At 59.1% G+C, this 23,800-nt stretch carries 27 protein-coding genes and 1 pseudogene; 11 read left to right on the forward strand and 17 right to left on the reverse strand.

What is annotated here, in order from left to right:
- Window positions 1-96: 96 nt before the first annotated feature.
- Window positions 97-585, forward strand: a complete 489-nt coding sequence (locus MO767_RS25620; RefSeq protein WP_282482802.1) for an N-acetyltransferase — start codon at window positions 97-99, stop codon at window positions 583-585.
- 131 nt (window positions 586-716) lie between these two features.
- Here MO767_RS25620 and MO767_RS30850 read toward each other — a convergent pair.
- Both MO767_RS30850 and MO767_RS25625 read right to left on the reverse strand, forming a co-directional pair.
- Window positions 717-823: pseudogene (locus MO767_RS30850) on the reverse strand (pyridoxamine 5'-phosphate oxidase family protein); the annotation flags it as partial.
- A gap of 57 nt (window positions 824-880) precedes the next feature.
- On the reverse strand, window positions 881-1,366 hold the full coding sequence (locus tag MO767_RS25625) for a GNAT family N-acetyltransferase (RefSeq protein ID WP_282482803.1): 486 nt from the start codon (window positions 1,364-1,366) through the stop codon (window positions 881-883).
- Between the two features lie 141 nt (window positions 1,367-1,507).
- On the opposite strand from MO767_RS25625, the gene MO767_RS25630 reads away from it, so the two are divergent.
- From MO767_RS25630 to MO767_RS25640, 3 genes are read left to right on the forward strand one after another with little or no spacing between them, the layout of a single operon-like run.
- A complete protein-coding gene (locus tag MO767_RS25630; RefSeq protein WP_282482804.1) occupies window positions 1,508-1,933 on the forward strand; it encodes an SgcJ/EcaC family oxidoreductase in 426 nt (141 codons plus the stop codon).
- A 47-nt stretch (window positions 1,934-1,980) separates the two neighbouring features.
- The gene (locus MO767_RS25635; RefSeq protein WP_008151161.1) at window positions 1,981-2,331 is read left to right on the forward strand and encodes a YciI family protein; all 351 of its coding nucleotides are present in this window, start codon (window positions 1,981-1,983) and stop codon (window positions 2,329-2,331) included.
- Window positions 2,331-3,566: an RNA polymerase sigma factor gene (locus tag MO767_RS25640; protein ID WP_282482805.1), complete on the forward strand. Its 1,236-nt coding sequence runs from the start codon at window positions 2,331-2,333 to the stop codon at window positions 3,564-3,566. The genes MO767_RS25635 and MO767_RS25640 overlap by 1 nt, the downstream gene beginning before the upstream one ends.
- Window positions 3,567-3,692: 126 nt before the next feature.
- On the opposite strand, the gene MO767_RS25645 is transcribed toward MO767_RS25640, so the two are convergent.
- The gene (locus MO767_RS25645) at window positions 3,693-4,547 is read right to left on the reverse strand and encodes a LysR family transcriptional regulator (RefSeq protein WP_095130927.1); all 855 of its coding nucleotides are present in this window, start codon (window positions 4,545-4,547) and stop codon (window positions 3,693-3,695) included.
- A gap of 90 nt (window positions 4,548-4,637) precedes the next feature.
- Here MO767_RS25645 and MO767_RS25650 point away from each other — a divergent pair, with 90 nt between their 5' ends.
- Window positions 4,638-5,075, forward strand: a complete 438-nt coding sequence (locus MO767_RS25650) for a multidrug/biocide efflux PACE transporter (protein WP_282482806.1) — start codon at window positions 4,638-4,640, stop codon at window positions 5,073-5,075.
- Window positions 5,076-5,183: 108 nt separating this feature from the next.
- Here MO767_RS25650 and MO767_RS25655 read toward each other — a convergent pair whose 3' ends face one another.
- On the reverse strand, window positions 5,184-5,942 hold the full coding sequence (locus tag MO767_RS25655; RefSeq protein WP_282482807.1) for an SDR family oxidoreductase: 759 nt from the start codon (window positions 5,940-5,942) through the stop codon (window positions 5,184-5,186).
- A 121-nt stretch (window positions 5,943-6,063) separates the two neighbouring features.
- Between MO767_RS25655 and MO767_RS25660 the strand changes: the two genes are divergently transcribed.
- Complete coding sequence (locus MO767_RS25660; protein WP_282482808.1) at window positions 6,064-6,966, forward strand: LysR family transcriptional regulator; 903 nt, start codon at window positions 6,064-6,066, stop codon at window positions 6,964-6,966.
- Here MO767_RS25660 and MO767_RS25665 read toward each other — a convergent pair.
- Both MO767_RS25665 and MO767_RS25670 read right to left on the reverse strand, forming a co-directional pair.
- Window positions 6,963-8,576: an inorganic phosphate transporter gene (locus tag MO767_RS25665; protein WP_282482809.1), complete on the reverse strand. Its 1,614-nt coding sequence runs from the start codon at window positions 8,574-8,576 to the stop codon at window positions 6,963-6,965. The two genes, MO767_RS25660 and MO767_RS25665, sit on opposite strands and share 4 nt — an antisense overlap.
- Before the next feature lie 276 nt (window positions 8,577-8,852).
- The gene (locus tag MO767_RS25670; RefSeq protein WP_282482810.1) at window positions 8,853-9,875 is read right to left on the reverse strand and encodes a transporter; all 1,023 of its coding nucleotides are present in this window, start codon (window positions 9,873-9,875) and stop codon (window positions 8,853-8,855) included.
- Between the two features lie 270 nt (window positions 9,876-10,145).
- On the opposite strand from MO767_RS25670, the gene MO767_RS25675 reads away from it, so the two are divergent.
- Both MO767_RS25675 and MO767_RS25680 read left to right on the forward strand, forming a co-directional pair.
- Complete coding sequence (locus MO767_RS25675; RefSeq protein ID WP_282482824.1) at window positions 10,146-11,768, forward strand: methyl-accepting chemotaxis protein; 1,623 nt, start codon at window positions 10,146-10,148, stop codon at window positions 11,766-11,768.
- 110 nt (window positions 11,769-11,878) lie between these two features.
- Window positions 11,879-12,316, forward strand: a complete 438-nt coding sequence (locus MO767_RS25680; protein WP_282482811.1) for a hypothetical protein — start codon at window positions 11,879-11,881, stop codon at window positions 12,314-12,316.
- Between the two features lie 99 nt (window positions 12,317-12,415).
- Here the strand turns inward: MO767_RS25680 and MO767_RS25685 are convergent, their stop codons facing one another.
- Window positions 12,416-12,721, reverse strand: a complete 306-nt coding sequence (locus MO767_RS25685; RefSeq protein WP_282482812.1) for a PepSY domain-containing protein — start codon at window positions 12,719-12,721, stop codon at window positions 12,416-12,418.
- 81 nt (window positions 12,722-12,802) lie between these two features.
- Window positions 12,803-13,930: a glycerophosphodiester phosphodiesterase gene (locus MO767_RS25690; protein WP_282482813.1), complete on the reverse strand. Its 1,128-nt coding sequence runs from the start codon at window positions 13,928-13,930 to the stop codon at window positions 12,803-12,805.
- Between the two features lie 234 nt (window positions 13,931-14,164).
- Between MO767_RS25690 and MO767_RS25695 the strand changes: the two genes are divergently transcribed.
- Window positions 14,165-14,491 (forward strand): DUF2025 family protein, encoded by a 327-nt coding sequence (locus MO767_RS25695; protein WP_282482814.1) that lies wholly within the window; start codon window positions 14,165-14,167, stop codon window positions 14,489-14,491.
- 126 nt (window positions 14,492-14,617) lie between these two features.
- Here MO767_RS25695 and MO767_RS25700 read toward each other — a convergent pair whose 3' ends face one another.
- Together MO767_RS25700 and MO767_RS25705 are read right to left on the reverse strand one after the other, a co-directional pair.
- Window positions 14,618-14,941 (reverse strand): antibiotic biosynthesis monooxygenase, encoded by a 324-nt coding sequence (locus tag MO767_RS25700; protein WP_282482815.1) that lies wholly within the window; start codon window positions 14,939-14,941, stop codon window positions 14,618-14,620.
- Entirely contained in the window at window positions 14,938-15,651 is a 714-nt protein-coding gene (locus MO767_RS25705; protein ID WP_282482816.1) for a CTP synthase, read from the reverse strand. Before MO767_RS25705 ends, MO767_RS25700 begins: the two co-directional genes overlap by 4 nt.
- 15 nt (window positions 15,652-15,666) lie before the next feature.
- Here MO767_RS25705 and MO767_RS25710 point away from each other — a divergent pair, with 15 nt between their 5' ends.
- The gene (locus MO767_RS25710) at window positions 15,667-16,608 is read left to right on the forward strand and encodes a LysR family transcriptional regulator (protein ID WP_282482825.1); all 942 of its coding nucleotides are present in this window, start codon (window positions 15,667-15,669) and stop codon (window positions 16,606-16,608) included.
- Window positions 16,609-16,615: 7 nt separating this feature from the next.
- Here MO767_RS25710 and MO767_RS25715 read toward each other — a convergent pair whose 3' ends face one another.
- Both MO767_RS25715 and MO767_RS25720 read right to left on the reverse strand, forming a co-directional pair.
- Window positions 16,616-17,155, reverse strand: a complete 540-nt coding sequence (locus MO767_RS25715) for a DUF1003 domain-containing protein (protein ID WP_282482817.1) — start codon at window positions 17,153-17,155, stop codon at window positions 16,616-16,618.
- Window positions 17,156-17,295: 140 nt separating this feature from the next.
- Window positions 17,296-17,904, reverse strand: coding sequence for a TetR/AcrR family transcriptional regulator (locus MO767_RS25720; protein WP_282482818.1), 609 nt, complete (start codon window positions 17,902-17,904; stop codon window positions 17,296-17,298).
- Between the two features lie 212 nt (window positions 17,905-18,116).
- Between MO767_RS25720 and MO767_RS25725 the strand changes: the two genes are divergently transcribed.
- On the forward strand, window positions 18,117-19,175 hold the full coding sequence (locus MO767_RS25725; RefSeq protein WP_282482819.1) for an MBL fold metallo-hydrolase: 1,059 nt from the start codon (window positions 18,117-18,119) through the stop codon (window positions 19,173-19,175).
- A 47-nt stretch (window positions 19,176-19,222) separates the two neighbouring features.
- On the opposite strand, the gene MO767_RS25730 is transcribed toward MO767_RS25725, so the two are convergent.
- From MO767_RS25730 to MO767_RS25750, 5 genes are all read right to left on the reverse strand, one after another.
- The gene (locus MO767_RS25730) at window positions 19,223-19,540 is read right to left on the reverse strand and encodes a helix-turn-helix transcriptional regulator (RefSeq protein WP_046045462.1); all 318 of its coding nucleotides are present in this window, start codon (window positions 19,538-19,540) and stop codon (window positions 19,223-19,225) included.
- A gap of 155 nt (window positions 19,541-19,695) precedes the next feature.
- On the reverse strand, window positions 19,696-20,649 hold the full coding sequence (locus MO767_RS25735; protein WP_282482820.1) for a diguanylate cyclase: 954 nt from the start codon (window positions 20,647-20,649) through the stop codon (window positions 19,696-19,698).
- A 3-nt stretch (window positions 20,650-20,652) separates the two neighbouring features.
- On the reverse strand, window positions 20,653-21,651 hold the full coding sequence (locus MO767_RS25740) for a response regulator (protein ID WP_282482821.1): 999 nt from the start codon (window positions 21,649-21,651) through the stop codon (window positions 20,653-20,655).
- Window positions 21,652-21,780: 129 nt separating this feature from the next.
- Window positions 21,781-22,770: a hypothetical protein gene (locus MO767_RS25745; protein ID WP_282482822.1), complete on the reverse strand. Its 990-nt coding sequence runs from the start codon at window positions 22,768-22,770 to the stop codon at window positions 21,781-21,783.
- Between the two features lie 319 nt (window positions 22,771-23,089).
- A partial coding sequence (locus MO767_RS25750) for an HNH endonuclease (RefSeq protein WP_282482823.1) occupies window positions 23,090-23,800 on the reverse strand: 711 nt, incomplete at its 5' end.

A 23,800-nucleotide genomic window follows, 5' to 3' on the forward strand; every position in this document is an offset into this window, starting at 1 on the left:
GACTGGATCGAGAGGCGGATCGGCGATTCGCCTCTCGATGTCGTGGTGGCGCTGATTTATGATCCCCAGCCTTTCCATCGCTGATCCCGAGCTGCCATGAACACCGTCATCCGTCACGTCACCCCTGCTGATCTGGACCGCTGCTACGCCATCGAAACCGTTGCCTATGAAGGCGACGAAGCCGCCACCCGCGAAAAAATCGCCACGCGCATTGCCACCTGGCCCGAAGGTTTCATCGTGGCCGAAGTCGACGGTGTTGTAGCCGGTTTCATCAATTCCGGTGCGGCGTTTCAGGTAGAAATGTCGGACGAGGCGTTCAAGGAACTGATCGGCCACGACCCGGCCGGCCCGCATGTGGTCATCATGTCGGTGGTGGTGCACCCGGATTTTCAGGGGCAGGGGCTGGCGAAACGGTTGATGGGCGAATTCATCGAGCGGATGCGCGCCCTGGGCAAGACCCACATCCATCTGATGTGCAAGGAGCGGCACATTCCGCTGTATACCGGGTTTGGCTTTGCCTACATCAAGCCTTCAGCGTCTGACCATGGCGGGATGGCTTGGCATGAGATGGTGTTGGAGTTGTAACCAATCTATCGAACACCGAAGATCCCTGTGGGAGCGAGCTTGCTCGCGATGGCGGCAGCACATTCAGCATTGATGTGACTCGCAAACCGCTATCGCGAGCAAGCTCGCTCCCACATTGGTTAGTCGTCGTGTCAGTAAAGGCTATCCCGCACTCTGGCCGGCGCTTCCCGGTCATACGTCTCGAATCCGAACGAACGATGGCCTTGGAGCAATGGAAGTACGCCGCTACCACCGTCAGTCGTGGGGTTGGCCGTAGAGGGCTTCCAGTTCCTCGATGCTGTTGAGCATTACCACCTCAGAAAATCAGCCCCATGCGCCGTTCGTAACCGATCCGGCCCCTGTAGGCTTCGCCGCTGTCGACCCAGCCGAACTTTGCGTAAAGCGCGATGGCCGATTCGTTATCCGCATCCACCGACAACTCCAGCCCCTTTATTTCCGGAAACGCCAGACGCGCGACGTCGGGCAGGGCTTGCAGACAGGCCTTGCCATAGCCTTTGCCCTGAGCCCGATGATCGACTTGCAGTGCGTGAAGGGTGGCGCTGTGTTCATCGGCCCACGCTGGCAATACGGGCGGGCGTTTGAGCAGCAGAAAGGCCACGGGAACATCCTCGACCAGTAGTGCAAATCCTTTGACGCCGGGGCCGGGTTTGGACAGCAAGGTGTGCAACGCACCGTGAATGTCGCCGGAGAACTTGATTTGTTCTTTGTGAACTTCAATGGCCTCGACCTGCTGGCGCTGGAGCGCGTTCAGGTTGTCGTAAGGCACGAGTCGGGTTGTCACTGGAGTGTCCTTTTTCCAACATCAATGTGTATCGGATTCTAACGAGTTTGCGTTCATGGACTATTTTTATTTCGGCTGTCGATTTGGCTTTTCGCCAGACGACTAAGGGTGTCTTCACAACAAAAATCACGGAGAACCACCATGAACGCTACCCACGAGATCCAGGCCCTGATCGACACCTATCGTCAGGCGGTCATCGCCAAGGATGTCGAGAAACTCATGCCCCTGTATGCCGAGGACATCGTCTCCTACGACGCGGTCAAGGCCCTGCAATTTCGGGGCAAGGCCGCCTACCGCGCGCATTGGCAGGAATGCATGGAAATGTGCCAGGGCGCGCACAAGTTCGACTTCGACCATATGAATATCGTGGCAGACGAGCATATCGCCTTCGCCCATTGGCTGGCCCATTGCGGCGGCACCAACGAGAAGGGCGAAACCCAGGCCTGCTGGATGCGCGTGACCGCCTGCTATCGGCGCGACGATGGGCACTGGCGCATTGTCCATGAGCATTGGTCGGCCCCGTTCGACATGATGAGCGGCACGGTGCTGTTCAACCTGGAACCCTGAGCGTCAATCTGCAGCCATAGTTGATCCGTTCGATTCAGGAGAGCCCCATGAAGTATTTATGCCTGGTCTACAGCAACGAGCACGAGTTGCATTCGCTGCCCGAGAGCCCGAATGACGCTGAATGCATGGCTTACGCCGAGGCGATCCAAGGCAGTGGCCGAATGGTCGCCGCCGAGGCGCTGGAATCGGTGCAGACCGCGACCACGGTGCGGATGCGCAACGGCAAGATGTCGATCACCGACGGCCCGTTCGCCGAAACCAAGGAGCAATTGGCCGGCTTTTACCTGATCGATGCCAAAGACCTCAATGAAGCCATCCAGGTCGCCGGCAATATCCCGGCGGCCCGAGTCGGCTGTGTCGAGGTGCGTCCCGTTCGCCAGTTGAATCCCGGCGCTTGATGTCGGCCGAGTCGGTACGGGCGCGGGTCGAGCAGGTTTACCGCGAAGATTCGCGGCGGATTCTGGCGACCCTGATCCGTTTGCTCGGCGATTTTGACCTCGCCGAAGAAGCCTTGCACGAGGCGTTTTTCGTCGCGGTCGAGCGCTGGCAGCGTGACGGTGTGCCGGACAATCCGCGTACCTGGCTTGTGTCCACGGGGCGTTTCAAGGCCATTGATGTGTTGCGTCGGCGCGCACGCTTCATCGCGTCGCAACCGATGTTGATCGCTCAACTGGAGGCGCTGGAGCAGGCCGACTGGAGTGATGAAGACGTGGAAGACGATCGCCTGCGCCTGATCTTCACCTGTTGTCACCCGGCACTCGCGGCGGACGCGCAGGTGCCGTTGACGCTGCGCGAAGTCTGCGACCTGACCACGGAAGAAATCGCCCGAGCCTTTCTGTCGGCGCCAGCGACCATCGCCCAGCGCATCGTGCGTGCCAAGGCCAAAATCCGTGACGCAAAAATTCCTTATCAAGTGCCGACTCTGGCGGAATTGCCCGAGCGCCTGGACAGCGTGCTGCGGGTGATTTACCTGGTGTTCAACGAAGGCTATTCCGCGTCCATGGGCGCGGAACTGACCCGTGAAGATTTGACCCGCGAGGCGATTCGGCTCGGTCGTTTGTTGATGGAACTGCTGCCCGAACCCGAGGTGATGGGGCTGCTGGCGCTGATGCTGTTGCACGAGTCCCGACGCCCGGCCCGGACGTCAGCGAGCGGGGAGTTGATCGTGCTGGATGAGCAGGACCGTGCGTTGTGGGACGCCGAGATGATTGCTGAAGGTTGCGCACTGGTGGAGCGTGCACTGACAACCCGGCGCTTCGGGCCTTACTGCCTGCAAGCGGCGATTGCGGCGTCGCATGCCGAAGCGTCCACGGCGGCGGAAACGGACTGGCTGGAGATTGTGGGTCTGTATGACGTGCTGTTGCGGGCGGCGCCTTCGCCAGTGATCGAATTGAACCGTGCGGCGGCGATTTCCAAACGGGATGGGCCGTTAGCGGGGCTGACGTTGATTGAAGGGATCCTGGAGCGGGGTGATTTGCTGGATTACCACTTGGCGCACGCGGCGAGGGCGGAGTTTTGTCGGCAGTTGGGAAGGTTCGAGGAGGCGCGGGCGGCTTATGAACGGGCGCTTGAGTTGACGCAGCAAGCGCCGGAGCGGCGGTTTATCGAGGCTCGGATCAAGGCATTAAAATAAGGTGAATTTGCTGGCCCAATCGCGAGCAAGCTCGCTCCCACAGGGATTGGTGGTGTACACAAATTTTGTGATCGCCGCGATCCACTGTGGGAGCGTGGCTTGCCCGCGATAAGGGCCGAAGGACCTTCACTCCAGCATCTTGCCAAGCAACCAACTCCCCGCCGGCCCTGGCGGATGCAGCCGCGACCACAGCGCATCGACGAACACCGGTTTTGGCCAGCCGCGTACGTCCAGTTCCTGCAACGTCCCTGGCCCAAACCGCTCCACCAGCCACCGGGGCAACGGCGCCCAGCCGAATCCGCCCTGAGCCATTTCCAGCAGCATCAGATAACTCGGCGCCGACCAGACGCGCCCCTTCGCACGGCTTTCATACGGATTGACGATCGTCGCCAGACGCAGCTCCCGGTGTTGTTGCAACACGTCTTGATCGATGTGGTTCAGCGCCGCCAGCGGATGCTCGCGGGACACGAACAGGGCAATCTCGGTCCGTTCTTCCACGGTCGAACTGACCAGGTCCGGCGGGTAGCTGTCTTGTTTTTCGGCGAAGGCCACATGCGCCCGACCCCGTTGCACCAAGGCCACCAGGTCATCGCACTCGGCGATCAGGCATTCAAGTTCCAGATCTGGATAGCGCTGCTCGAAGGCACTGAGCGCGGCTTCGAATCGGTCGGACTGATACGTGTCGGAAATCGCCACGGTCAGTTTTGGCTCGACCCCTTGGGACAGTTGGCTGGCGGTCATTTCCAGTCGGCTGGTGGCGGCCAGAATGTCCTCGGCCCGTTGCAGCATCACGTGCCCGGCCGGGGTCAGGCTCGGTTTGCGGCTGCTGCGGTCGAACAGAGTCAGGTTCAAGTCGATTTCAAGGCTGGCCACGGCGGCGCTGATGGTCGACTGACTGCGGCCCAATTTGCGCGCCGCGGCGGAAAACGAGCCTTGAGTCGCTGCCTGAACGAAGGCCTGCAACACTTCTTGAGAGGCCATGAACTATCGCCTTGATCGATGGTTATTGGTTATGAAGTATCGGTTTTAAGAAGGATCATGGCAACCACAGTCACTCAGAGGAGTCTGGCCATGAGCGCCAACAAATCCATCACTGAACGTATTTTCCAGGCCATTGGTTTCGAATTGTTGGCCATCCTGATCTGTACCCCGTTGCTGGCGTGGATCATGGACAAACCGATGCTCGACATGGGCGTCGTGACCATGGCTATCGCGGCACTTGCCCTGGCCTGGAACGTGGTCTTCAACGGATTGTTCGACCGTGCGCTCAAACACTACGACATCGTGCACAACGCGTGGGTACGCGTTGTCCATGCGTTGCTGTTTGAAGGCGGTCTGGTCGCGGTGGGTGTGCCGTTGATTGCCTGGTGGTTGAAAGTGAGCCTGTGGCAAGCGTTCCTGCTGGACATCGGCGTGTTGCTGTTTTTCCTGCCCTACACCTACGTTTACCACTGGGTGTATGACGTGGTGCGCGAGCGGGTGGTGATGCGCCGGTCTTACGAAGCTTAAAAGCAAAGATCGCAGCCTCGTTTCACTCGACAGCTCCTACAGGGATCGCATTCCAATGTAGGAGCTGTCGAGTGAAACGAGGCTGCGATCTTTTGATCTTGATGGCGTTTACAAAAACATCCCGCCCGACGCTTCGACGCGCTGGCCGTTGATCCACTGACTGCCCGGCGCCAAAAGCAGCGCAATCGCGCCACCAATGTCATCCGGCTGACCAACGCGCCCCAACGCGGTATTGCCGGCGACATAGCTGTTCACGTCGCTGTTATCACGCACCGTGCCGCCGCCGAAATCGGTTTCAATCGCGCCAGGCGCCAGGGTGTTCACGGAAATACCGCGTGCACCGAGTTCTTTGGCCTGATAACGCGTCAGCACTTCCATCGCGCCTTTCATCGCCGCGTAAGCGCCGTAACCCGGCAAGCTGAAGCGGGTCAGACCGCTGGAAACGTTGAGGATACGGCCACCGTCAGCCATCAGCGGCAGCAGGTTCTGGGTGAGGAAGAACGGCCCCTTCAGATGGATGTTCATCAGCAAGTCGAACTGGGCGACGGTGGTGTCAACGAAGGTCGCATTCAGGCCGATGCCGGCGTTGTTGAGCAAAAAGTCGAAATGCTCGCGATCAAAACGGCTGCGCAATACATCCGCGACCTGCGTGGCGAAATCTGCGAAGCCTTCACTCTGACTAACGTCCAGTTGCAGCATGACGGCGCGACCGCCGAGGCTTTCGATTTCTGTGATCAGTGCTTGTGCCTCTTCGGCGCGGCTGTTGTAGGTGCCGATGACGTCGATGCCTTGGGCTGCCAGATGCAGGGCTGCGTTTTTGCCAAGGCCGCGGCTAGCGCCGGTGATCAGTGCGATTTTACGGTTCATGGGACTTCCTCAAGGAGCAGTGGGTGATGACGTGGAGGAAGTTTATTTATCCGTCCTGAAGTGATAAACAGGCTGAAATCGGAATCACTGGTCGGTTAATCCGAACAATAAAGGTCGGCCCATGAACAAGCTGGAACTGCTGCGTACCTTCGTTCGCGTCACCGAGATGTCGAGTTTTACCCTTGCCGGTGAAAGCCTGGGTTTGCCCAGATCCACCGTGTCCGAGCACGTCCAGGCCCTCGAAATGCTGGTCGGCACGCGGTTACTGCAACGCACCACGCGCAAGGTTCAAGCGACTCAGGACGGCCTGGTGTTGTACGAGCGCAGCAAGGACTTGCTGTCGCACATGGACGAAATCGAAGTGCTGTTCCGTCAGGACGAAGCGTCGCTCGTTGGGCGGATTCGCATCGACATGCCGAACATTCTGGCCCGTCGGGTGGTGATGCCGCGTCTGCCCGAGTTCATGGCTCAGCACCCCAATCTCGAGCTGGAAATCAGCAGCACCGACCGCCGGGTCGATTTGCTCAGCGAAGGGTTTGATTGCGTGGTGCGAGTCGGCGCGCAGCCGGATCAATCGGTGGTCGCGCGTCACTTGTGCGATTTCACCATGGTCAACTGCGCCAGCCCCGAGTATCTGCAGCGTTATGGCGTGCCTGAACGGCTCGAAGACCTGACGCAGCATCGACTGGTCCATTACGTCGGCGTATTGGGTTCACGGTCGGAGGGCTTTGTGTACGAGCAAGAGGGCAAGCTGCATCGAGTGCCGATGGCGGGCAGCATCACGGTCAACAGCACCGATTGTTACGAATCGGCGTGTCTGGGCGGTTTTGGTTTGATCCAGGCGCCGCTGATGGGCATGCAACCCCACCTGCTCAGCGGCGAGTTGGTGGCGGTGCTGCCGCAATTCAATGCGCCATCCATGGAGGTTTCGCTGCTCTACGCCCGGCAACGGCATTTGCCGTTGCGGGTGAGAGCATTTATGGATTGGTTGGGGCAGGTGATCCAGTCAACCACCGGACCTTAGAACAGCTTGGTGAAGAGCCAATACAAACTGCCCGACAACAGAATCGCCGCCGGCAAAGTCAGCACCCAAGCCATCAGCAGGTTGCGGATGGTCTTCGTCTGCAAGCCGCCGCCGTTGGCGACCATGGTCCCGGCCACCCCCGAAGACAGTACGTGTGTGGTCGACACCGGCAGGCCGAACATGTCCGCCGCGCTGATGGTCAGCATCGCGACGGTTTCCGCTGAGGCGCCTTGCGCATAAGTCAGGTGGGTCTTGCCGATTTTCTCGCCGACGGTCACCACGATGCGTTTCCAGCCGACCATGGTGCCCAGCCCCAGGGCGATGGCCACCGCGATTTTCACCCACAGCGGAATGAACCGCGTGGCGTTGTCGATCTGCTGCTTGAACAGTTGCAGTTTGCCTGTGGTATCGGCGTCGAAGTTGCCGACCTTGTTTTTGTCCATCAGGCGAATGGTTTCGCTGGTCAGGTACATGTCGTTACGCACGTTGCCCATGGCCTCGGCCGGGACTTTCGAGAGCGAGCCGTAGCCCTTCACTTCGTTCCCGATATTGCCGGTCAGCGCGGCGAGGGCGGGGATCAGTTGTGGTGAGGCTTCCTTGCTGCGCATGTATTCGGACAACACCGCGCGAGGATCGGCGGGCGCCGGCAGCGGCGCACTTTTGACCAGCGCTTGCTGGGTGACTTCGGCCACGGCGGCAAACTGCAGCGCCTGGTCCGCCGGCATGGTGCGGTTCAGCGCGTAAGCCATCGGCAGCGTGCCGACCAGAATCAGCATGATCAGGCCCATGCCTTTCTGGCCGTCGTTGGAACCGTGGGCGAAGGACACGCCGGTGCAAGTCAGGATCAACAGGCCGCGAATCCACCACGGCGGCGGAGTGTCGCCCTTCGGTGCTTTGTACAGCGCACGATTCTTGACGAAAGCACGCAAGGCCAACAGCAACAGCGCGGCAAACACGAAGCCGATCAGCGGCGACAGCAACAGCGCGTAACCGACTTTGGTTGCCTGCGCCCAGTCCACACCGCTGGTGCCGTCGCGACCGTGCATCAGGGCATTGGCCACGCCGACACCGATGATCGAGCCAATCAGGGTGTGCGACGAAGACGCCGGCAAGCCCAGCCACCACGTGCCGAGGTTCCAAAGGATCGCGGCGATCAACAGGGCGAAGATCATCGCGAAACCGGCCGAGGAACCGACTTGCAGAATCAGCTCCACCGGCAGCAGGGCGATGATGCCGAACGCTACCGCGCCGCTGGACAGCAGCACCCCGAGGAAGTTGAAGAACCCGGACCAGGCCACCGCGAAATTCGGCGGCAAGGAATTGGTGTAAATCACCGTGGCCACGGCGTTGGCGGTGTCGTGGAAACCGTTGACGAATTCAAAACCGAGGGCAATCAGCAGCGCCACGCCTAACAGCAGAAACGGCGTCCAGGTGGTCACCACGGTGCCGAGTTCGTTCATGTCGTGCATCAGGCTGTAGGCGGTGAACAACAGCCCGCTGCCCAGCACCGCGAAGAAAATCACGATGGTCAGCAGGCCGGGCTTTTGATCGAGTTGCGATTTGGTGCTACTGGTGGGCGCCTGGGCGGCGGTGAAGGAAGGAGTAGCCATGACGGACAATCCTGAGGGGAGAAGGGGTGTCGCCCATGATCGTTGCTGAATGTGACAGGGAGGCAGCGTTGGGTCAGTGTTTTGGGTTTTCCCGGGCCGTTGATCCGAATGCAGTACCTGTGGCGAGGGGGCTTGCCCCCGTTGGGTCGCGAAGCGGCCCCCAGCATTCTTTCAGTTACATCGTGTTTGCAGGTTTACGACTGCTGCGCAGCCGGACGGGGCGGTGCGGCGTTCCGACAAGCCCCCTCGCCACAGTGAATCGACGGCGTTCCGAGATTAGTAATCCTGGCGCTTACGAAACGCCCAACGCCCGGCGATCACGGTAAACGTCGCGACCAACGCCACCAGAATCCAGAACCCTTGCGGGTCGCCGGAAAGCGGCACCCCTCCGACGTTCATGCCAAAGAACCCGGCGATGATGTTGATCGGCAACGCCAGGACCGTGACCACGGTCAGGGTGAACAATGTGCGGTTGCTCTGTTCGTTGAGGTTGGCGGCGATTTCTTCCTGCAACAGCTTGATCCGTTCGCCCAGCGCCGTGAGGTCGTTAATGATCAGCGCGAACTCCTCGGTGGACTTGCGCAGCTCCTTGACGTCTTCCTTCTGCAACCACTGCGGCGGGCGATTGAGCAGGCGCAGCAACGAGCCCGGTTCCAGCGCCAACAAGCGTTGCAGGCGCACCAGCACCCGTCGGTTTGCACCCAGCTCAGCCCGGTTGGTCGACAGCCGCGAGGACAGCAACTGATCTTCGATCTGATCGACACTGAGGCTGGTCTTGCGCACGATCTGGGTCAGCACTTCGCCCTGATCGCGCAGCAGATGCACCAGCAATTCCAGCGGCGAACGAAAGCACTCACCGGCCTTCACCGACGAACGCAACTTGTCCACCGAATGCAGCGGTTGCAGTCGCGCGCTGACGATCAGCCGACTGCGGGCGCAGACCCACAGCGTCGAGACATCCGAGGAGACCATGCTGCTGAGGTTGAACACCACGTCGTTGACCACCGCCAGCAACGCCGAATCCACATGCTCGATGCGCGTCGAACGGGAGCCCTCGTGCAGCGCTTCGAAAAATTCGTCGGGCAATTCCAGATGGCTTTTCATCCAGCGTTCGCATGCGGCGTGGGCCAGATTCAGGTGCAGCCAGAGAAATTCGTCGTTGTCGCCAGGTTGTTGCAGGCACTGCAACGCCTTGGCGGAATCGAGCTCCCGGCCGCGCTCACCGGGGCGGAAACTGAAACCGTACAGCAGACCGAACAGGTCCGTGTCGCGATGACTTTGGTCGATGCTGTGGTTCATGAGGTCTCGCTGTGAGGAGGCGCCTGTCGCGGGTTTCACAGGTTCACTTGAGCCGCATCATCGCAAGGGGGTTTGACGGTTTTGTGACATCGGCGGTGGCTAAATAGTGGCGCTACCGACGGTCGGAATTGATTCAAGAACCGCTCTGGCCCGCCGATCTCGCTTAAGTCAATTTGCGGGGCTTCGCCTAGCCAAGTTTCAGACAGGGATGTCCGGACACCTTTCACGCCGGATCGCGGCGTGTTTCATCCTTGTCGTGAGTATCACTCGATGCTGCAAAAATCCCTGAGAGCACAAATCCTCGCCCTGCTGAGTGGCAGTCTGTTCGCGATGCTGTTGATCGCCCTGGCCTGCTTTCATTTTCTGTCCAACGGTGTTCAGAACTACGCGAGTCTGATCGAAGGGCCGCTGCACACCTCGCAATTGATCGATGAAGCCAACCTGCAATTCAAGGTTCAGGTTCAGGAGTGGAAAAACGTCCTGCTGCGCGGCAAGCAGCCGGCGGATTTGGACAAATACTGGAAGCAATTCGAAGACCGTCAGCGCGATGTGCAGGGCATCCTCGGTGAACTGGCCGGGCAGAAGGGTATCGAGCCGTCACTCAAGACTCGCATCGAACGCCTGCGGGACGAACATCGTCTGTTGGGTGCGGCTTATCAGAAGGGCCGTGACGCCTACGTGGCGGCAGGTGCCGACCCAACGGCTGGCGACACGGCAGTCAAAGGTGTGGACCGCGCAACCAGCGATCAGATGAGCGAGTTGGTCAGCGAATTGCGCAAGCAGGGTGCCGAGCAATCAAAGCTGATCAGCGCCGACGCCGACCGCACCGTGTTGCTGGGGATCATAGTGATGCTCGCCTCGGGTCTGTTGATCGGGCTGCTGAGCCTGTGGCTGGTTAACCGCAACCTGGTCGAACCGATTCGCAAACTGATCGAGTACGTGGCGCAACTCAGCCAGGGTCGTTTCGCCGAACGCGTGGCCAGCACCCGTCAGGACGAGTTGGGCAAACTGGCGATGGCCGCCAACACCCTGCGCGATTTCCTCGCCGAAACCTTCAACCGTTTGCAGCGCAGCGCCCAGGATCTGGACAGCGCCAGCGGCGAGCTGAATTCCATCGCCAGCCTTATGGCCAGCGGCACTAACGAGCAGTTCAACCGCACCGATCAGGTGGCCACGGCGATGAACGAAATGTCCGCCACCGCGCAAGAAGTCGCACGTCACGCAGCCGATGCGGCACGTGCCGCCGACGATGCCGACCAGTCCGCCCAGCAGGGCGAAAAGGTCATGCAGGGCACCATCCACACCATCACCCAAATGCGCGGTGAAATTGCCAATACCGCCACGGTCATCCGTCGTCTGGAAACCGACAGCGGGCGCATCGGCAAGGTGCTGGAAGTGATTCGCGGCATCGCCGAACAAACCAACCTGCTGGCGCTCAACGCCGCCATTGAAGCGGCCCGTGCCGGTGAAGCCGGGCGTGGTTTTGCGGTGGTGGCCGATGAAGTCCGCAGCCTGGCCCAGCGCACGGCGGCGTCGATCATCGAGATCAACCAGATCATTCAAACGGTGCAAACCGGCGCGGTGGACGCCGCTCAGGCGATTGAAAGCGGTCAGTCGCGCAGTGAGGAAAGTGTCGAGCAAGTGACTCAGGCCGGCGCCATGCTGGAGCGCATCACCCTTGCCGTGGAAGCCATCCGCGACATGAACCGTCAGATCGCCACCGCCGCGGAAGAGCAGACGTCGGTGGCCGAAGACATCTCGCGCAACCTCACCGAAATCACCAGCATCGCCAGCACCAATCTGGACAACGTGCAGCGCACCGAAGCGGCCAGTCACAACCTGCACGGGTTGTCGGGGCAGTTGAATGAAGTGACGGCGCGTTTAAGCGCGTAACGCAATGACCCTGTACCGGTTTGCTTACCGAGTCGGTACACAGTCGATCTCAAGTCCGCAGTGTCGATGTCGATGACCACGGTAATCCCAAATCCCAATGGAAAACCGCCATGGTCAGCATCACTTCCGTTTCGATCACGCCGACGGCCTCGACTGCTTCGAACAAGACTGCCGTCAGCGACAGCACCGAAGACACCTCAGTCACGGCAAGTGCCGAGGCGTCCAGCGACACCACCAAGGTATCCGCCGGCGGCGCCCCCGCGGCGAGCGACAGCAGTTCCAGCAGCAGCGAAGAGTCCGATACGGTGAAAGAGCTGCGCAAGCAGATCGCCGAGCTGCAAAAGCAATTGCAGGAACAACAGCAGCAACTGCAAGCGGCCCAGGCCAGGCAGGAAAGCGCCGAAGCCAAAGCGGCGGATGTCGCGGCGGCTCAGTCGCAGATCGCGACGACTTCGGGCTCGTTGCAGACGGCAACGGCGGCGTTGTTGCAGGCGTTGCAGGATGAAGGTGGCAGTACTTCCGGTTCTTTGGTCAGTACGACTGCTTAAGTCGGTGTTGGAAGGCATGTCCTTCCTGACTTGATTGTCTGAATCGGACATGCAAAAAAGCCGCACGATCCGAAGATCGCGCGGCTTGTTGTTTGTGCTTCAGGTGTCTTGCTTGTTGCTCAGTACTTTGCCGGTGGTGGCATCGAAGTCCACGTCAAATTCTTTGCCGTCAACGGTTTTCAGTTCCACTTCGTACTCATAGTTATTGAAGTGGTTGTCCAAGTCTGTGTCGGTGATCGTCGCACCCGGGTGCAATTTCAATGCAGCCTGGTTCATTTCTTCCAGTGGCTTGATCTTGCCGCTTTTGACCAGCTCAGGGATCTGGTCGACGCGAACATCAGCTTGGGCCAAGCCAGCGGTGAGAGTCAGGGCAGCGGCAGTGAACAGGGCAGTCAGGGTTTTCATGAAGTTCTTTCCTTGGGCGATTCGTTTAAGTGGGATCAAGTTAACCGGTGCAACTTAATCCACCCTTAATTCCCACGTTCATCAATAACCGTTGTTCTGCAGCAATTGCGCAACGCTCGCAGCGGCCGGACGCTTATAGAACTTCAGCAGTTCGCTGGCGCGGTTGGTGAAGATGCCGTCGACGCCGGCGTCCATGACTTTCTGGTAATCCACGGCATCGTCGATGGTGTAAACGTGCACCAGCAAGCCCTGATCGTGGGTGTACTGGTTCATCCAGGGTTGCACCAGGTCCGAGTAACTCTGATCACCACCTTTGGTCAGCGCGGCAGAAGGGCCGGTGCCGATCGCGCCCTGGGCTTTGGCGTACTCGACCCATTGCTGAAATTCGGCTTTGTCCTTCGGTTGCTGTTTGGCGTAGTAAGTGGCTTTGTCCTTGTTGCCGGACTCGGCAAACGTCACCTTGGATTTCGGCTCGATACTGCCTTCACCGACCCACAGCAGGAGGATTTTCGGCACTTTCGGCATTTCCTTCTCGAGCAGTTCGAGGCTGCTCCTCTCGAAGGTTTGCAGCACGACTTTACCTTTGCCCTGGCCAACCGCCAGATCGCTCTTCGCCAATTTCGAACCCGCCGGGCTCAACCAACCGCGGTCCTGGAGTTTTTCCTTGAGGTCGCGCTCGATCCCGGGAAACTGCTTCGGTTCTTTGGTTTCGATGTACAGGCCAGGCTTGTGCAGCGGATTGCCCTGGGCGATATCGATGATTTCGTCCAGCGTCAGAATTTTCAGACCGACGTACGCAGGACGTGCGCGATCCGGGTAGGCGGTGTTGAACCAGCTGCCGGCATCGAGGGTTTTCAGCTCGGCGAGGGTGAACTCGTTGGCCGGGCGGTCCTTGCGTTCAGGGAATTTGCTGGCGACGTCGGTGGTGCGTTGCAGGTTGTTGTCGTGCAGAGCAAAGAGCACGCCATCCTTGCTGCGTTGCAGGTCCATTTCCAGGTAATCGACCCCCAGATCGCGGGCCAGTTTGTAGGCGGCGGCGGTGGATTCCGGTGCATCGAACGACGCGCCACGGTGGGCGATCACGGCCGGATGCGGAATGCCCATGCGGGTGGCCAGTGCGGTGGGGCTTGGCTCGCTGGCGGCCTGTGCCTGGCCGAGGCCCAGCATAAGACTCAGCAACAGGGCGCTCTTGGTGAAGGTAACAGGCATGGTCGAGGTCCTTTCGCAGATTTTCAAAGACGTATCTTTTAACAACTGAGCGCCGCTTGCGCTATCGTCAGACCGACATAAACGTGTTTAAAGCAGATTTTTTCAGCGCTTTTGTGCGCTTCTTTGCAGTACTCTTGGCCCCGGCAGTTACCCCGGCAGAGGGAACGCCCATCCGCTTGCCCTGCGTGTAAACCATCGATCACCGGTCCTTCGCGACCTTCTGTGAGGTTTATCATGCGCATCACTTCCGAGCTCATCTGCCAGGCCGCCGACCAACTCAAAGGCTTCGTCGGCCTCAATCGCAAGACCGGCCAGTACATTGTTCGTTTCAGCGAAGACTCTTTCGGCATGGACGTGGCTGACGACGGCATTATTCCCACCAGCGAATTCGTCTGGGCCCCAGGTTCCGCGCAGGCCATGACGCTCAAGCGTGAGTTGATTCAGTTGTTGCTGGATCAGAACATCGATGACCGGATCAACATCACCGAGCCGTTGCGGGTGTATATGAATCGGCGGGACGTGCCGCAGATTTTTGCGGTTCGCAGTCTCGTGCAGAGCTGAGTTTTGCGGTGACTGTGCGGGCTCTATCGCGAGCAAGCTCGCTCCCACATGGATTATGTGTCGATCACAAGACCCATGTGGGAGCGAGCTTGCTCGCGATAGCGGCCTTAAGAGCACCACAAGCACTCACTGCTCGAACGCATACGCCCGCTCAACCTTGCACACCCGCGTATGACAAGACGAATACCAGGTCGACCGCCCGCGCTCGCGAATTTCACTGTGCTCGGGATGATGTTTCCACGCCAGGATCGCCGCTTCGCTGGCCCAGTAGGACACCGTAATCCCGAGCCCGTTTTCACCCCGAGCCGATTCCACACCCATGAAACCGGGTTGCTCACGGGCCAGTTCGACCATGCGCGTGGCGGCCTGCTCGTAACCGTGATCACCGTCGGTGCGCAGGGAGGTGAAAATCACTGAGTAGTAAGGCGCTGGCGGCGTCTGGGCGATCATGACTTGTGCCTCTTGCAGGCGGCGATCAACGCACGGACCAGCGGCGGGAGCTTGCCCTTGAGTGCTGCGCGTTCAGGTTGGAACAGCGTCGCGACGAAGAACGGATGCCCGCGCAATTCCACCGCCCGCAAGTCGCCCGAAGCATCGTGTCCAACGGCGCACAGCTGTTGGGTCAATAACTCACGTTCGAACGCTGGATTAACGCCGTAGCGGCAGCGATAGCCTTCGACAATCTCAGCGCTTTCGTACGCCTGGGCGATCAACGAGCCTTCAACCAGATGAATGCTGTCGACGGCCTCCACCAGCGAACAGGTCAGTGGCGTGAGCAGCGCTCGCGTCGCATCCGGCGATGTTTCACCGTGTTCGGCATCGTCCCAGCCCAGAACATTTCGGGCGTATTCGAGTACGGCGTGTTGAAAACCGCCGCAGGTACCAAGGAACGGTCGCTGCTGTTGACGGGCAAAACGAATCGCCCGCAACGCACCGTCCCTATCGCGGTAAGGGCTGGCGGGCACGCACCAGAAACCGTCGAAATCAGCCAATGGCGCATCGGTGCTGATGCGGTCGGTGGCCAACCATTGGAACTGCACGTCTGTGTTCGCATGTTCAGCGGCCATGCCGAGGGCGAGGGCGATGGGGATGGCTTGGTGAGCAGTGACGTGCGGATCGTAATCGCCGATCAGGGCGATGCGGATTGGGCGGGTTTCCATGAGTGCGCTCCACGCTTGTTGATTCCTGGCACCCACTATAGATTGGCGTTCACGCACTCAATATTGGCGTTATCCCAATTGATCAATGCACCGATGCACTATCGACTGGATTACCCCGACCTGTCCCTGATCCTCGCGCTGGTGCGCGGCGGCTCTCTGGTCCGGGCGTCGGCGCTGTTGAAGGTCGACGTCTCGACCGTATTTCGCGCCGTGCGCCGACTGGAAGCTGCGCTGGGCCAGCAACTGTTCGAAAAAAGCCGCGCCGGCTACTTGCCCACCACCTTGGCGCAAACCCTGGCCGAGCAGGCTGAGCGGGCCGAACAGGCGCTGGAGGCGGCGCGCATTGGCGTGGAGCAGGGCGGTGAAGTCATCAGCGGCACGGTGCGCCTGACCTGCACCGATTCGGTGTTGCAAGGCTTGCTGCTGCCGGCGTTGGCGAAGTTCATGCCCGGCTACCCGGCGCTGACCATCGAGTTGAGTACCTCCAACGACTTCGCCAACCTCAGCCGCCGGGATGCGGACATCGCCTTGCGCCTGACCCGCACACCGCCCGAGCACTTGGTTGGCCGGCGATTGGCTGAGGTGTCGTATCGAGTCTATGCCAGTGAGGCGTATCTGAAATCGGTCGATTCCGAAGACCTGGCCTCGCTGACCTGGATCGCCCCGGACGACTTCCTCCCCGATCACCCCACTGTCGCGTGGCGCCGTCAGCAGTTGCCCGGCGTCACACCGGGTTATCGCTGCAACAGCATGTTGTCGGTGACTGAACTGGTACGGGCCGGGCTCGGTGTCGCGGCCTTGCCGGACTTCCTCATCGGTGAGGGGCTGCAACCGTTGAGCGAGCCGTTACGCGGTTACGACACAGCGCTCTGGTTGCTGACCCGCCCGGACTGCCGTGCCTTGCGCTCGGTGGTGACGTTATTCGATGAGTTGGGGCGGGCGCTTCGATTGCCTTGACCGAGCGCTAAACCTTCGGCGGATCCTTGCGCACGAAATGCTGATGCATTTCCGAGGTCAGGCCTTCGATGCGTTCGGTGAGGGACTTGGTCATTTCGGTGAGCCGGGTGTTTTGCTGGAGCAGTTCAAGCAGTTGCGCGGTGTTCTGCGCCGCTTGCGCCTGACGTTCACTGTTGGCGACGGCCAGGGTTTCGCGGTGCAGCGCATCGGCTTCAGACTGGGCTTTGTCGCGTGCTGCCTGGCGGGTCTGGGCCAACAGGATCAGCGGCGCGGCATAAGCCGCTTGCAGGCTGAAGGCGAGGTTGAGCAGGATGAACGGGTAGAGATCGAAGTGGGCCACGCCGAACAAATTGAGGCAAATCCATACCACCACGATCAGCGTCTGCGCGCCCAGAAAGGTCGGCGTGCCGAAGAACCGCGCAAAGGCCTCGGCGCGCAGGGCGAACTTGTCGTTGCCGAAGGTGGGCGCCAGGTGTGCGTGGGGGCGATGAAAGCGCAGGTGGTCGACCGGGAGGGCGTGTTTTGTGTCAGACGTATTGGTGGTCATGGTGCTCTCTGCTATGGCGCTGGGACTGAGGTTCACTATAGCCCCAGCGCCAGTTTCATTCTGAAACACATTGCGGAGTTTTTTTCGGCGTTACCGATTACAGCTGAAGCAGCGGACATTGTCATTTATTGCAACTCGATTTAGAGCTGATAGCAGGCCAGAAACATGTCCAGCGCCGACTCCACCACCGTGGTCTGCCTCTCGGCTGCCAGGCCGGGCAGGCCCATGGAAATCTGTGGCCAGAATGCAAAGGATTTGAGCATTCCCTGAATCTGTTGCGCAGCGAATTCGGGGTCGACCGGTTTTAAACGGCCATCGGCCTGAGCGGCGCGGATCCACACGGTCAGGCCTTCTTCGCGCTCACCCATTCGCGCGACCATATTCTGGGCGCGCTCCGGGGAATGGATGGTGGCGGCGATGGCCACACGAGCCAGGTCGAGAAAATTGTCATCGCCCAGCATCTGCAATTTCGCCATCAGCATCTGGCGCATCTGGTCGCGCAGCGGCAGGTCGGGGTGGTAGGGCGTTTCCTGCTCGGCCGTCACCCGCGCCCACAATTGATTGAGGATTTCGGCGAACAACTCTTCCTTGCTGGGGAAATGGTTGTACACCGTGCGCTTCGACACACCGGCGGTAGCAGCGATCTTGTCCATGCTGGTGATGTCGAAACCGTTGGCACGGAATTCGGCAATCGCCGCCTGAATAATGGCTTCGCGTTTTCGGTCGGTGAGTCGCTGTGGAGCTGTCATAAGTACGCTTCGGCAGGAAGTGGTGAGAATTACACTCGGCAGTTTACTTGTGATCGGCTTTGATGCAACCTAGAAACTACACTGTGCAGTGTAATGTTTTGTTAATCCTGTGCGGTGAAGAATAGAATCTCCGGCTGATGCGTGCGTGCCTTGGCCATTTATCGTCCCAAACGAAATCGCAAATTGTGCGGTTTTCCTGGAGTCATTCAGTCATGGCCACATCAACTTCCCCATCGGATAACGCCTCTACGCCTGAAGCTTCCCGTCAGGTAGAAGGGCTCTTTCGAAACCATGCGCAGGTAAAGCGCGAAGGCTTCCGCAAAACCCTGCGCATCGTGTGGAACATGATCTTCCACAAACCGCGCGATACCCGTCCGACGGCGCCTGTCCCGGTGCAAACCCTGACTCAGGCAGCGTTGATCGCCGCCCCTGATCACAGCGTTTATCGTCTCGGTCATTCCACCGTACTGCTGAAGCTGCGGGGCAAATTCTGGATCACCGATCCGGTCTTCGCCGAACGCGCCTCACCGGTGCAATGGGCCGGCCCCAAGCGTTTTCACCAGCCGCCGATCAGCCTCGAAGAGCTGCCGCCGATCGAAGCGGTGATCCTGTCCCACGATCACTACGACCACCTCGATTATCAAGCGGTGCTCAAACTGGCGGATAAGGCCAAGTACTTCCTCACACCGCTGGGCGTGGGCGACACCCTGATCAAGTGGGGCATCGACGCCAGCAAAGTCCGACAACTGGACTGGTGGCAAGGCACTGAGGTCGACGGTATTCAGTTCGTCGCCACACCTTCGCAGCATTTTTCTGGTCGAGGTCTGTTCGATGGCAACAGCACGCTTTGGGCCTCGTGGGTGATGATCGACGGTGACACGCGAATCTTCTTCAGCGGCGACAGCGGTTACTTCGATGGCTTCAAACGCATCGGCGAACAGTACGGCCCATTCGACCTGACGCTCATGGAAACCGGAGCCTACAACGTCGAGTGGCCGCATGTGCACATGCAGCCGGAGCAAACCCTGCAAGCGCACATCGACCTGAAAGGCCGCTGGTTATTTCCGATTCACAACGGCACGTTCGATTTGTCGATGCACGCCTGGTTCGAACCTTTCGACCGCATTCTGGCGTTGGCCTGGGAGCGGAATGTTTCGATCACCACGCCGCAGATGGGTCAGGCGTTCAATGTGATGCATCCGCAGCGGGGTGGAGCCTGGTGGTCGGAGATGGAAAACGTTGGCGATCAGGGGGAGCCGCAGAACGCATAACGTTGTGAAGCCGGGCTGCTTACCTGCAAGCGGCCCGGGCCGACACCTCACTCAACCATCGCATAATCCGCCCGCCCAACCGGATCAGGCGTCGACCCTTTCACATTCATCCCTCGCCCCGGCGCGAACCCCGGGAAGAACACCAACCCCTCCGATTCAAACCGATAAGCCAACGCCAGCCGCGTAACATCCAGCACATCGCGTTCATCCTCAAATCGCTGAATAGCGTCCACCGAAACCCCGGATTCCCGAGACAGTTCCTCCACACTCCAACCCAGCATCGCTCGGGCCTGAACGCTATGCGCGGGGGTGAATTGGAAAAGGGCGATACGTTCCAGGGTGATTTTCATCGCATGAGAGGCCATGGTGTTCTCCGGGCTCAAGAGTGCTGATTCAAAAAATACTGTGTTTTTGTACAGTTGTTTTGAGTCCGGATCAAACTCATTTTTTGATCGGTTCTATTTTTTCGCTCAGGCAGGAGCGTTGGACCGATCACGCTATTTTTATTTGAGGAGGTTATCTACTCATACACCGTCACCCGATTGCGCCCGGCCTTCTTCGACGCAAACAGCGCGTGGTCCGCCCAGGCGATCAGGTCGGCGTAATTGGTCGAGGGCTGGCTCAGGTCGGCCACCCCCAGGCTGATGGTGAAGCGGATGCTCTGATCGTTGTGCAGCACTTCCAGCCCTTCGACTGCCTTACGCAGACGCTCGGCGAAAACCCGTGCACCAGCCTTGTCGGTGTCCGAAAGCACCACGCCGAACTCTTCACCGCCATAACGCCCCGCCACATCGGTTTCGCGCACATGCTCGTGGATCAGCCTGGCGACTTCCTCGATGACCTTGTCGCCCGCCTGGTGACCATAGGTGTCGTTGACCCGCTTGAAGTGATCGATATCCAACATCACCAGGCTGGTGGCATTGCCATAACGCTGGTGGCGGGCATAGGCGGCTTTCAGGCTTTCTTCCCAATGACCGCGGTTGTACAGGCCCGTCAGCCGATCGGTGCTGGAGAGATGCTGCAATTGCGCATTGGCGGCCTGGAGCTGATGCCGGTTGGTGGCGACGTCGGTGACGTCATAGATCACTAGGCAGATATGGTTGATTTTGCCGTCGGTGGAGCGCAGCGGTAACAGCGTGGTGTTCTGGTACATGAACTCTTCCTGACCGGTGATCGGCTGGTAGTTCTTGAACCGCACCAGATACGGGCGCTGCTCCCAGACAGTGAACGCTGGCGTGCCCAGGGTCGCGACGCTTTCCACCTTGCGGCTGAACCATTGGCGGTCGATTTCGGGAAACAGACTGAAAAAATTCTGATTGTGGGAATCCTTGGGCTGCACCCCGGAGCGGTTCTCCATAAAGGTGTTCCAGACCTGCACGCGGTAGTCGCGGTCGAGCACCACCACACCGACGTCGATGCTCTGGACGATTGCCAGCAACCAGTGAAACTCGTTCAGATCGATAGGCACGTTCATGGCTCAGTTCATCAAGTAGGCGAGTTTGTGGGTCAACCGCTCGATGGAGTCTTCCGTGAACAGCAACAATAGGTCGAAACGAATATCATGCCCTTCCAGGCTGTAGCTGATTTCCACCGCCAGGGTCTTTTTCCAGCGTTTTTGGTTGACCCGGATCAGCTCATCGATGGCCGCGTGCTGGCCGAGGATCTGCGGATGGCCTTGAGAAAACACCACGTCGATCTGTTCGGCAATGCTGCACAGGCATGCACCGATCAGAACGCTGGAGAGGTCCAGCAGCATTTCCAGGTCCGAATAATCGCTGCTCTGACGCTGCATCAATTGCGCGATGTCGGCGATTTCCGAGTCGTGAAATATCAGCAGGGCTTCGCCGGCGATGCCACTGCCGATGAAACCCTGGCAGATGGCCGTGAGTTGCTTGCTGCTACTGGCATCGGTCAGGGCCATGTGCAATTCGCCGACTTCGAGGATGTTCACGTTCGGTACCGGCAACTGCACAAAGACTCCCAACACCTGGGCTATCAGGGCCGCCGCCCCGCCCATGGCAACGTTGATCGTTTCGCGGAACACATCGTGAAAACTGATGACCGTGTTCGCAGCCGGACGACTCCCCAGCGACGCCTGGCCGTGTTCCGTCAGTAGCCCCAGCTGACTGAGTGTCTGGCGCAGCTCGTGTTCGTCGAAAGGCTTTTTCAGGAATGCCAACGCGCCCAGCTCACGCACGCGGCGCACCGCTTCTTCCTGAATGTCACCGGAGATCACGATGACTTGCGCCTTCAATCCTTCGGCACGCAAGGCGCTCAATACCTGATAACCATCCATCTCCGGCATGGTCAGGTCGAGCAGCACCACCTGCCCCAAACCCCGGCGTATGGCCTCCATTGCCTCGTGACCATTACCTGCCTCGGTAACCGAAACCGGCCAGTCCGCCGGCAGCGCCCGTAACACCTGCTTACGGGCCATGTTGGAGTCGTCACAAACCAGTAGGGGAATCACTGACACAAGATAGGGCACTCATCGGCGTTGGACATCAGGGAAAGCACTACGGCCCATCATGCTCCATAAGCTTACAAAGACCACCTTATAAACAGGGTTTTACTCAGAATGACGTCCAGCAGGGTGAGCCAATGACTATTGACTCGCCAACCCTGGCGCCTCACGAATGATGAAATGATCCAGGTTCTCAATATTGGCACTGAACACCCCGAACGTTTCTTCGGGATTTTTCTTGCTCGGCACCTGCTTCAACTCCGGCGTCACGCCATAAAAGAAGCAGTACAACTCTTTCCTGCTCTCACTGGCGTGCTTGATCTCTTCCAGAAACGCTTTGTGCTTGCGGTAGCTGTCGATCAGCTTCTTGCTCAAGTAAACATTGACTGAATAAGGCTTCTTCTTCGCCTCGTCCGGTTGCTTGAACCAGACCTTCTGTTCGAAGTCGATACGAAAGCTCTGCGTGTAATCCTTGATCTCCTTGATCTTGCCCCAGTAAATCAGCCCCTTGTTGTCCTGCAGATACTCGATCTTCTTGAAGAACGACCCATAAGGCGCCGTGTGCTCGCCAATCTTCAGCGGCATGCGCTTGAGCAACTCCTTGTCCTCGAAGTTCGACACAAAACACTCCACCGGGTGAGCGAAGACACTGGTCTTGTCCGGTGCCGACTCGCGGCTCGGGTGTTCGACGTCACTGGCCGCTGAAGAAGGTTTCGGATCATCACGCATCACGTCAGCCGCCACCGCCGGGTTCGACGGCTTACGCACATACTCACGTCGCGTCAGCAACAACTCCGACGGGAAATGCTCCTCACGACTGTCATCCGTTTCCGCACCGTCCGCGTCCAGGCCTGACGGCGACGCCTTGAGACTGACATAAGGACAATCCGCAACATGCCGGGTGCTGGGCGTGTTCTTGAAGTGCGGGGTGCGAACGTAATTCACGTTTTTGGCATTAAACGTCGTCAACACATTCGCCGCATCGAACGCCAAACGGCAGGCATCGTTGGGGCATTGGAAATGCTCCTTGGCGGAATCGAATTCCATGGTTTCGTCGAAATTCAAATCGCGCACGTCATAGATCGACAACTTGTCGTCGAGACTGAGGCAGTAGGCGAGGTCGAATTTCATGGCGGGCTCGGGTCCTTGAGTGGGGAAGGGTATTAATAGCGGGAGGTGGGGCGGGTTGCACTTACTGTTTTCAACACAGAGCAAAATGGGCGGCAACCACCAAACCTGTGGGAGCGAGCCTGCTCGCGAATCCCGGCATCAACGCATTAACCAAGCCTGGCGCCCCATTTGTGGTGAGGGGATTTATCCCCGTTGGGTCGCGAAGCGGCCCCAAAACCAGCAGGCGCGGTATGCCAGGAATAATGAGCTTGTTCGCTTGGCGACTGCTCTGCAGCCGAACGGGGGTAAACCCCCTCGCCACAGATTTCATTCAGCGCGATTATTCGGTTTTTAACCGTTTCACCTTCTTATAAAGCGAGGAGGTGAACTCGCCCCTATCGCTGGAATGGTGACAACGACGATGACAGTTCGGGCAAAGCGCCACAGCATTGCTCGTGCGATCCGAGCCTTCCTGCGCCAAATGCTTAACGTGATGAACCTCAAGAAACGGCCTGCCATCCTTTTCAAATGGAGCCGGCTCGCCACAGCCTTCGCATTTGCCTTCAGCCTGCTGGCGAACCCACGCTCTCACTTCAGGATCGCGAACATAAGACTTTCCGCTCGACTGTGTTTGCTCTGGTCGCTCAATCCCCTTCGGCTCATCTTTAAGCGGTTGCCGCTCAAGTTTGGCCGCTCGCTGCTCCAGCGTTGCCTCGTCTGCCGTCGGGGCAAAATCCTCGGGCGTCAAAGTGCTTGGCGCGTTCAGCGCTTCACGAATGCTGCGCGCAACATTGGCCCCGACATTCTTGGCGGGTTTGTATCCCTCAATACGAGCTCGGCCCAGTTCGACCAGCACGGTAGAGATGTTTTGCATCCGAAACTCAACAGACCCTTTAGTCCTACCGGCTAAGACTCCCTCACGCAGGATGCGATTCTCCTCAGTCTTAACGACTTTCTGACCGCTCTGTTCGCGGGACAACATGCTGAGATAGGCATTGTAGTGGTCTAATGAAACCGGACACCCATTTAGGCGAGAATGCTCGCCAGATCG

This window comes from Pseudomonas sp. UYIF39 (genome assembly GCF_029963765.1).
Classification (GTDB): Bacteria; Pseudomonadota; Gammaproteobacteria; order Pseudomonadales; family Pseudomonadaceae; genus Aquipseudomonas.

Bases quoted from the DNA above. Each gene is read 5' to 3' on its own strand.
- MO767_RS25620 (WP_282482802.1), top strand. From the start codon at position 97: ATGAACACCGTCATCCGTCACGTCACCCCTGCTGATCTGGACCGCTGC.
- MO767_RS25630 (WP_282482804.1), top strand. From the start codon at position 1,508: ATGAACGCTACCCACGAGATCCAGGCCCTGATCGACACCTATCGTCAG.
- MO767_RS25635 (WP_008151161.1), top strand. From the start codon at position 1,981: ATGAAGTATTTATGCCTGGTCTACAGCAACGAGCACGAGTTGCATTCG.
- MO767_RS25640 (WP_282482805.1), top strand. From the start codon at position 2,331: ATGTCGGCCGAGTCGGTACGGGCGCGGGTCGAGCAGGTTTACCGCGAA.
- MO767_RS25645 (WP_095130927.1), bottom strand. From the start codon at position 4,547: ATGGCCTCTCAAGAAGTGTTGCAGGCCTTCGTTCAGGCAGCGACTCAA.
- MO767_RS25650 (WP_282482806.1), top strand. From the start codon at position 4,638: ATGAGCGCCAACAAATCCATCACTGAACGTATTTTCCAGGCCATTGGT.
- MO767_RS25655 (WP_282482807.1), bottom strand. From the start codon at position 5,942: ATGAACCGTAAAATCGCACTGATCACCGGCGCTAGCCGCGGCCTTGGC.
- MO767_RS25660 (WP_282482808.1), top strand. From the start codon at position 6,064: ATGAACAAGCTGGAACTGCTGCGTACCTTCGTTCGCGTCACCGAGATG.
- MO767_RS25665 (WP_282482809.1), bottom strand. From the start codon at position 8,576: ATGGCTACTCCTTCCTTCACCGCCGCCCAGGCGCCCACCAGTAGCACC.
- MO767_RS25670 (WP_282482810.1), bottom strand. From the start codon at position 9,875: ATGAACCACAGCATCGACCAAAGTCATCGCGACACGGACCTGTTCGGT.
- MO767_RS25675 (WP_282482824.1), top strand. From the start codon at position 10,146: ATGCTGCAAAAATCCCTGAGAGCACAAATCCTCGCCCTGCTGAGTGGC.
- MO767_RS25680 (WP_282482811.1), top strand. From the start codon at position 11,879: ATGGTCAGCATCACTTCCGTTTCGATCACGCCGACGGCCTCGACTGCT.
- MO767_RS25685 (WP_282482812.1), bottom strand. From the start codon at position 12,721: ATGAAAACCCTGACTGCCCTGTTCACTGCCGCTGCCCTGACTCTCACC.
- MO767_RS25690 (WP_282482813.1), bottom strand. From the start codon at position 13,930: ATGCCTGTTACCTTCACCAAGAGCGCCCTGTTGCTGAGTCTTATGCTG.
- MO767_RS25695 (WP_282482814.1), top strand. From the start codon at position 14,165: ATGCGCATCACTTCCGAGCTCATCTGCCAGGCCGCCGACCAACTCAAA.
- MO767_RS25700 (WP_282482815.1), bottom strand. From the start codon at position 14,941: ATGATCGCCCAGACGCCGCCAGCGCCTTACTACTCAGTGATTTTCACC.
- MO767_RS25705 (WP_282482816.1), bottom strand. From the start codon at position 15,651: ATGGAAACCCGCCCAATCCGCATCGCCCTGATCGGCGATTACGATCCG.
- MO767_RS25715 (WP_282482817.1), bottom strand. From the start codon at position 17,155: ATGACCACCAATACGTCTGACACAAAACACGCCCTCCCGGTCGACCAC.
- MO767_RS25720 (WP_282482818.1), bottom strand. From the start codon at position 17,904: ATGACAGCTCCACAGCGACTCACCGACCGAAAACGCGAAGCCATTATT.
- MO767_RS25725 (WP_282482819.1), top strand. From the start codon at position 18,117: ATGGCCACATCAACTTCCCCATCGGATAACGCCTCTACGCCTGAAGCT.
- MO767_RS25730 (WP_046045462.1), bottom strand. From the start codon at position 19,540: ATGGCCTCTCATGCGATGAAAATCACCCTGGAACGTATCGCCCTTTTC.
- MO767_RS25735 (WP_282482820.1), bottom strand. From the start codon at position 20,649: ATGAACGTGCCTATCGATCTGAACGAGTTTCACTGGTTGCTGGCAATC.
- MO767_RS25745 (WP_282482822.1), bottom strand. From the start codon at position 22,770: ATGAAATTCGACCTCGCCTACTGCCTCAGTCTCGACGACAAGTTGTCG.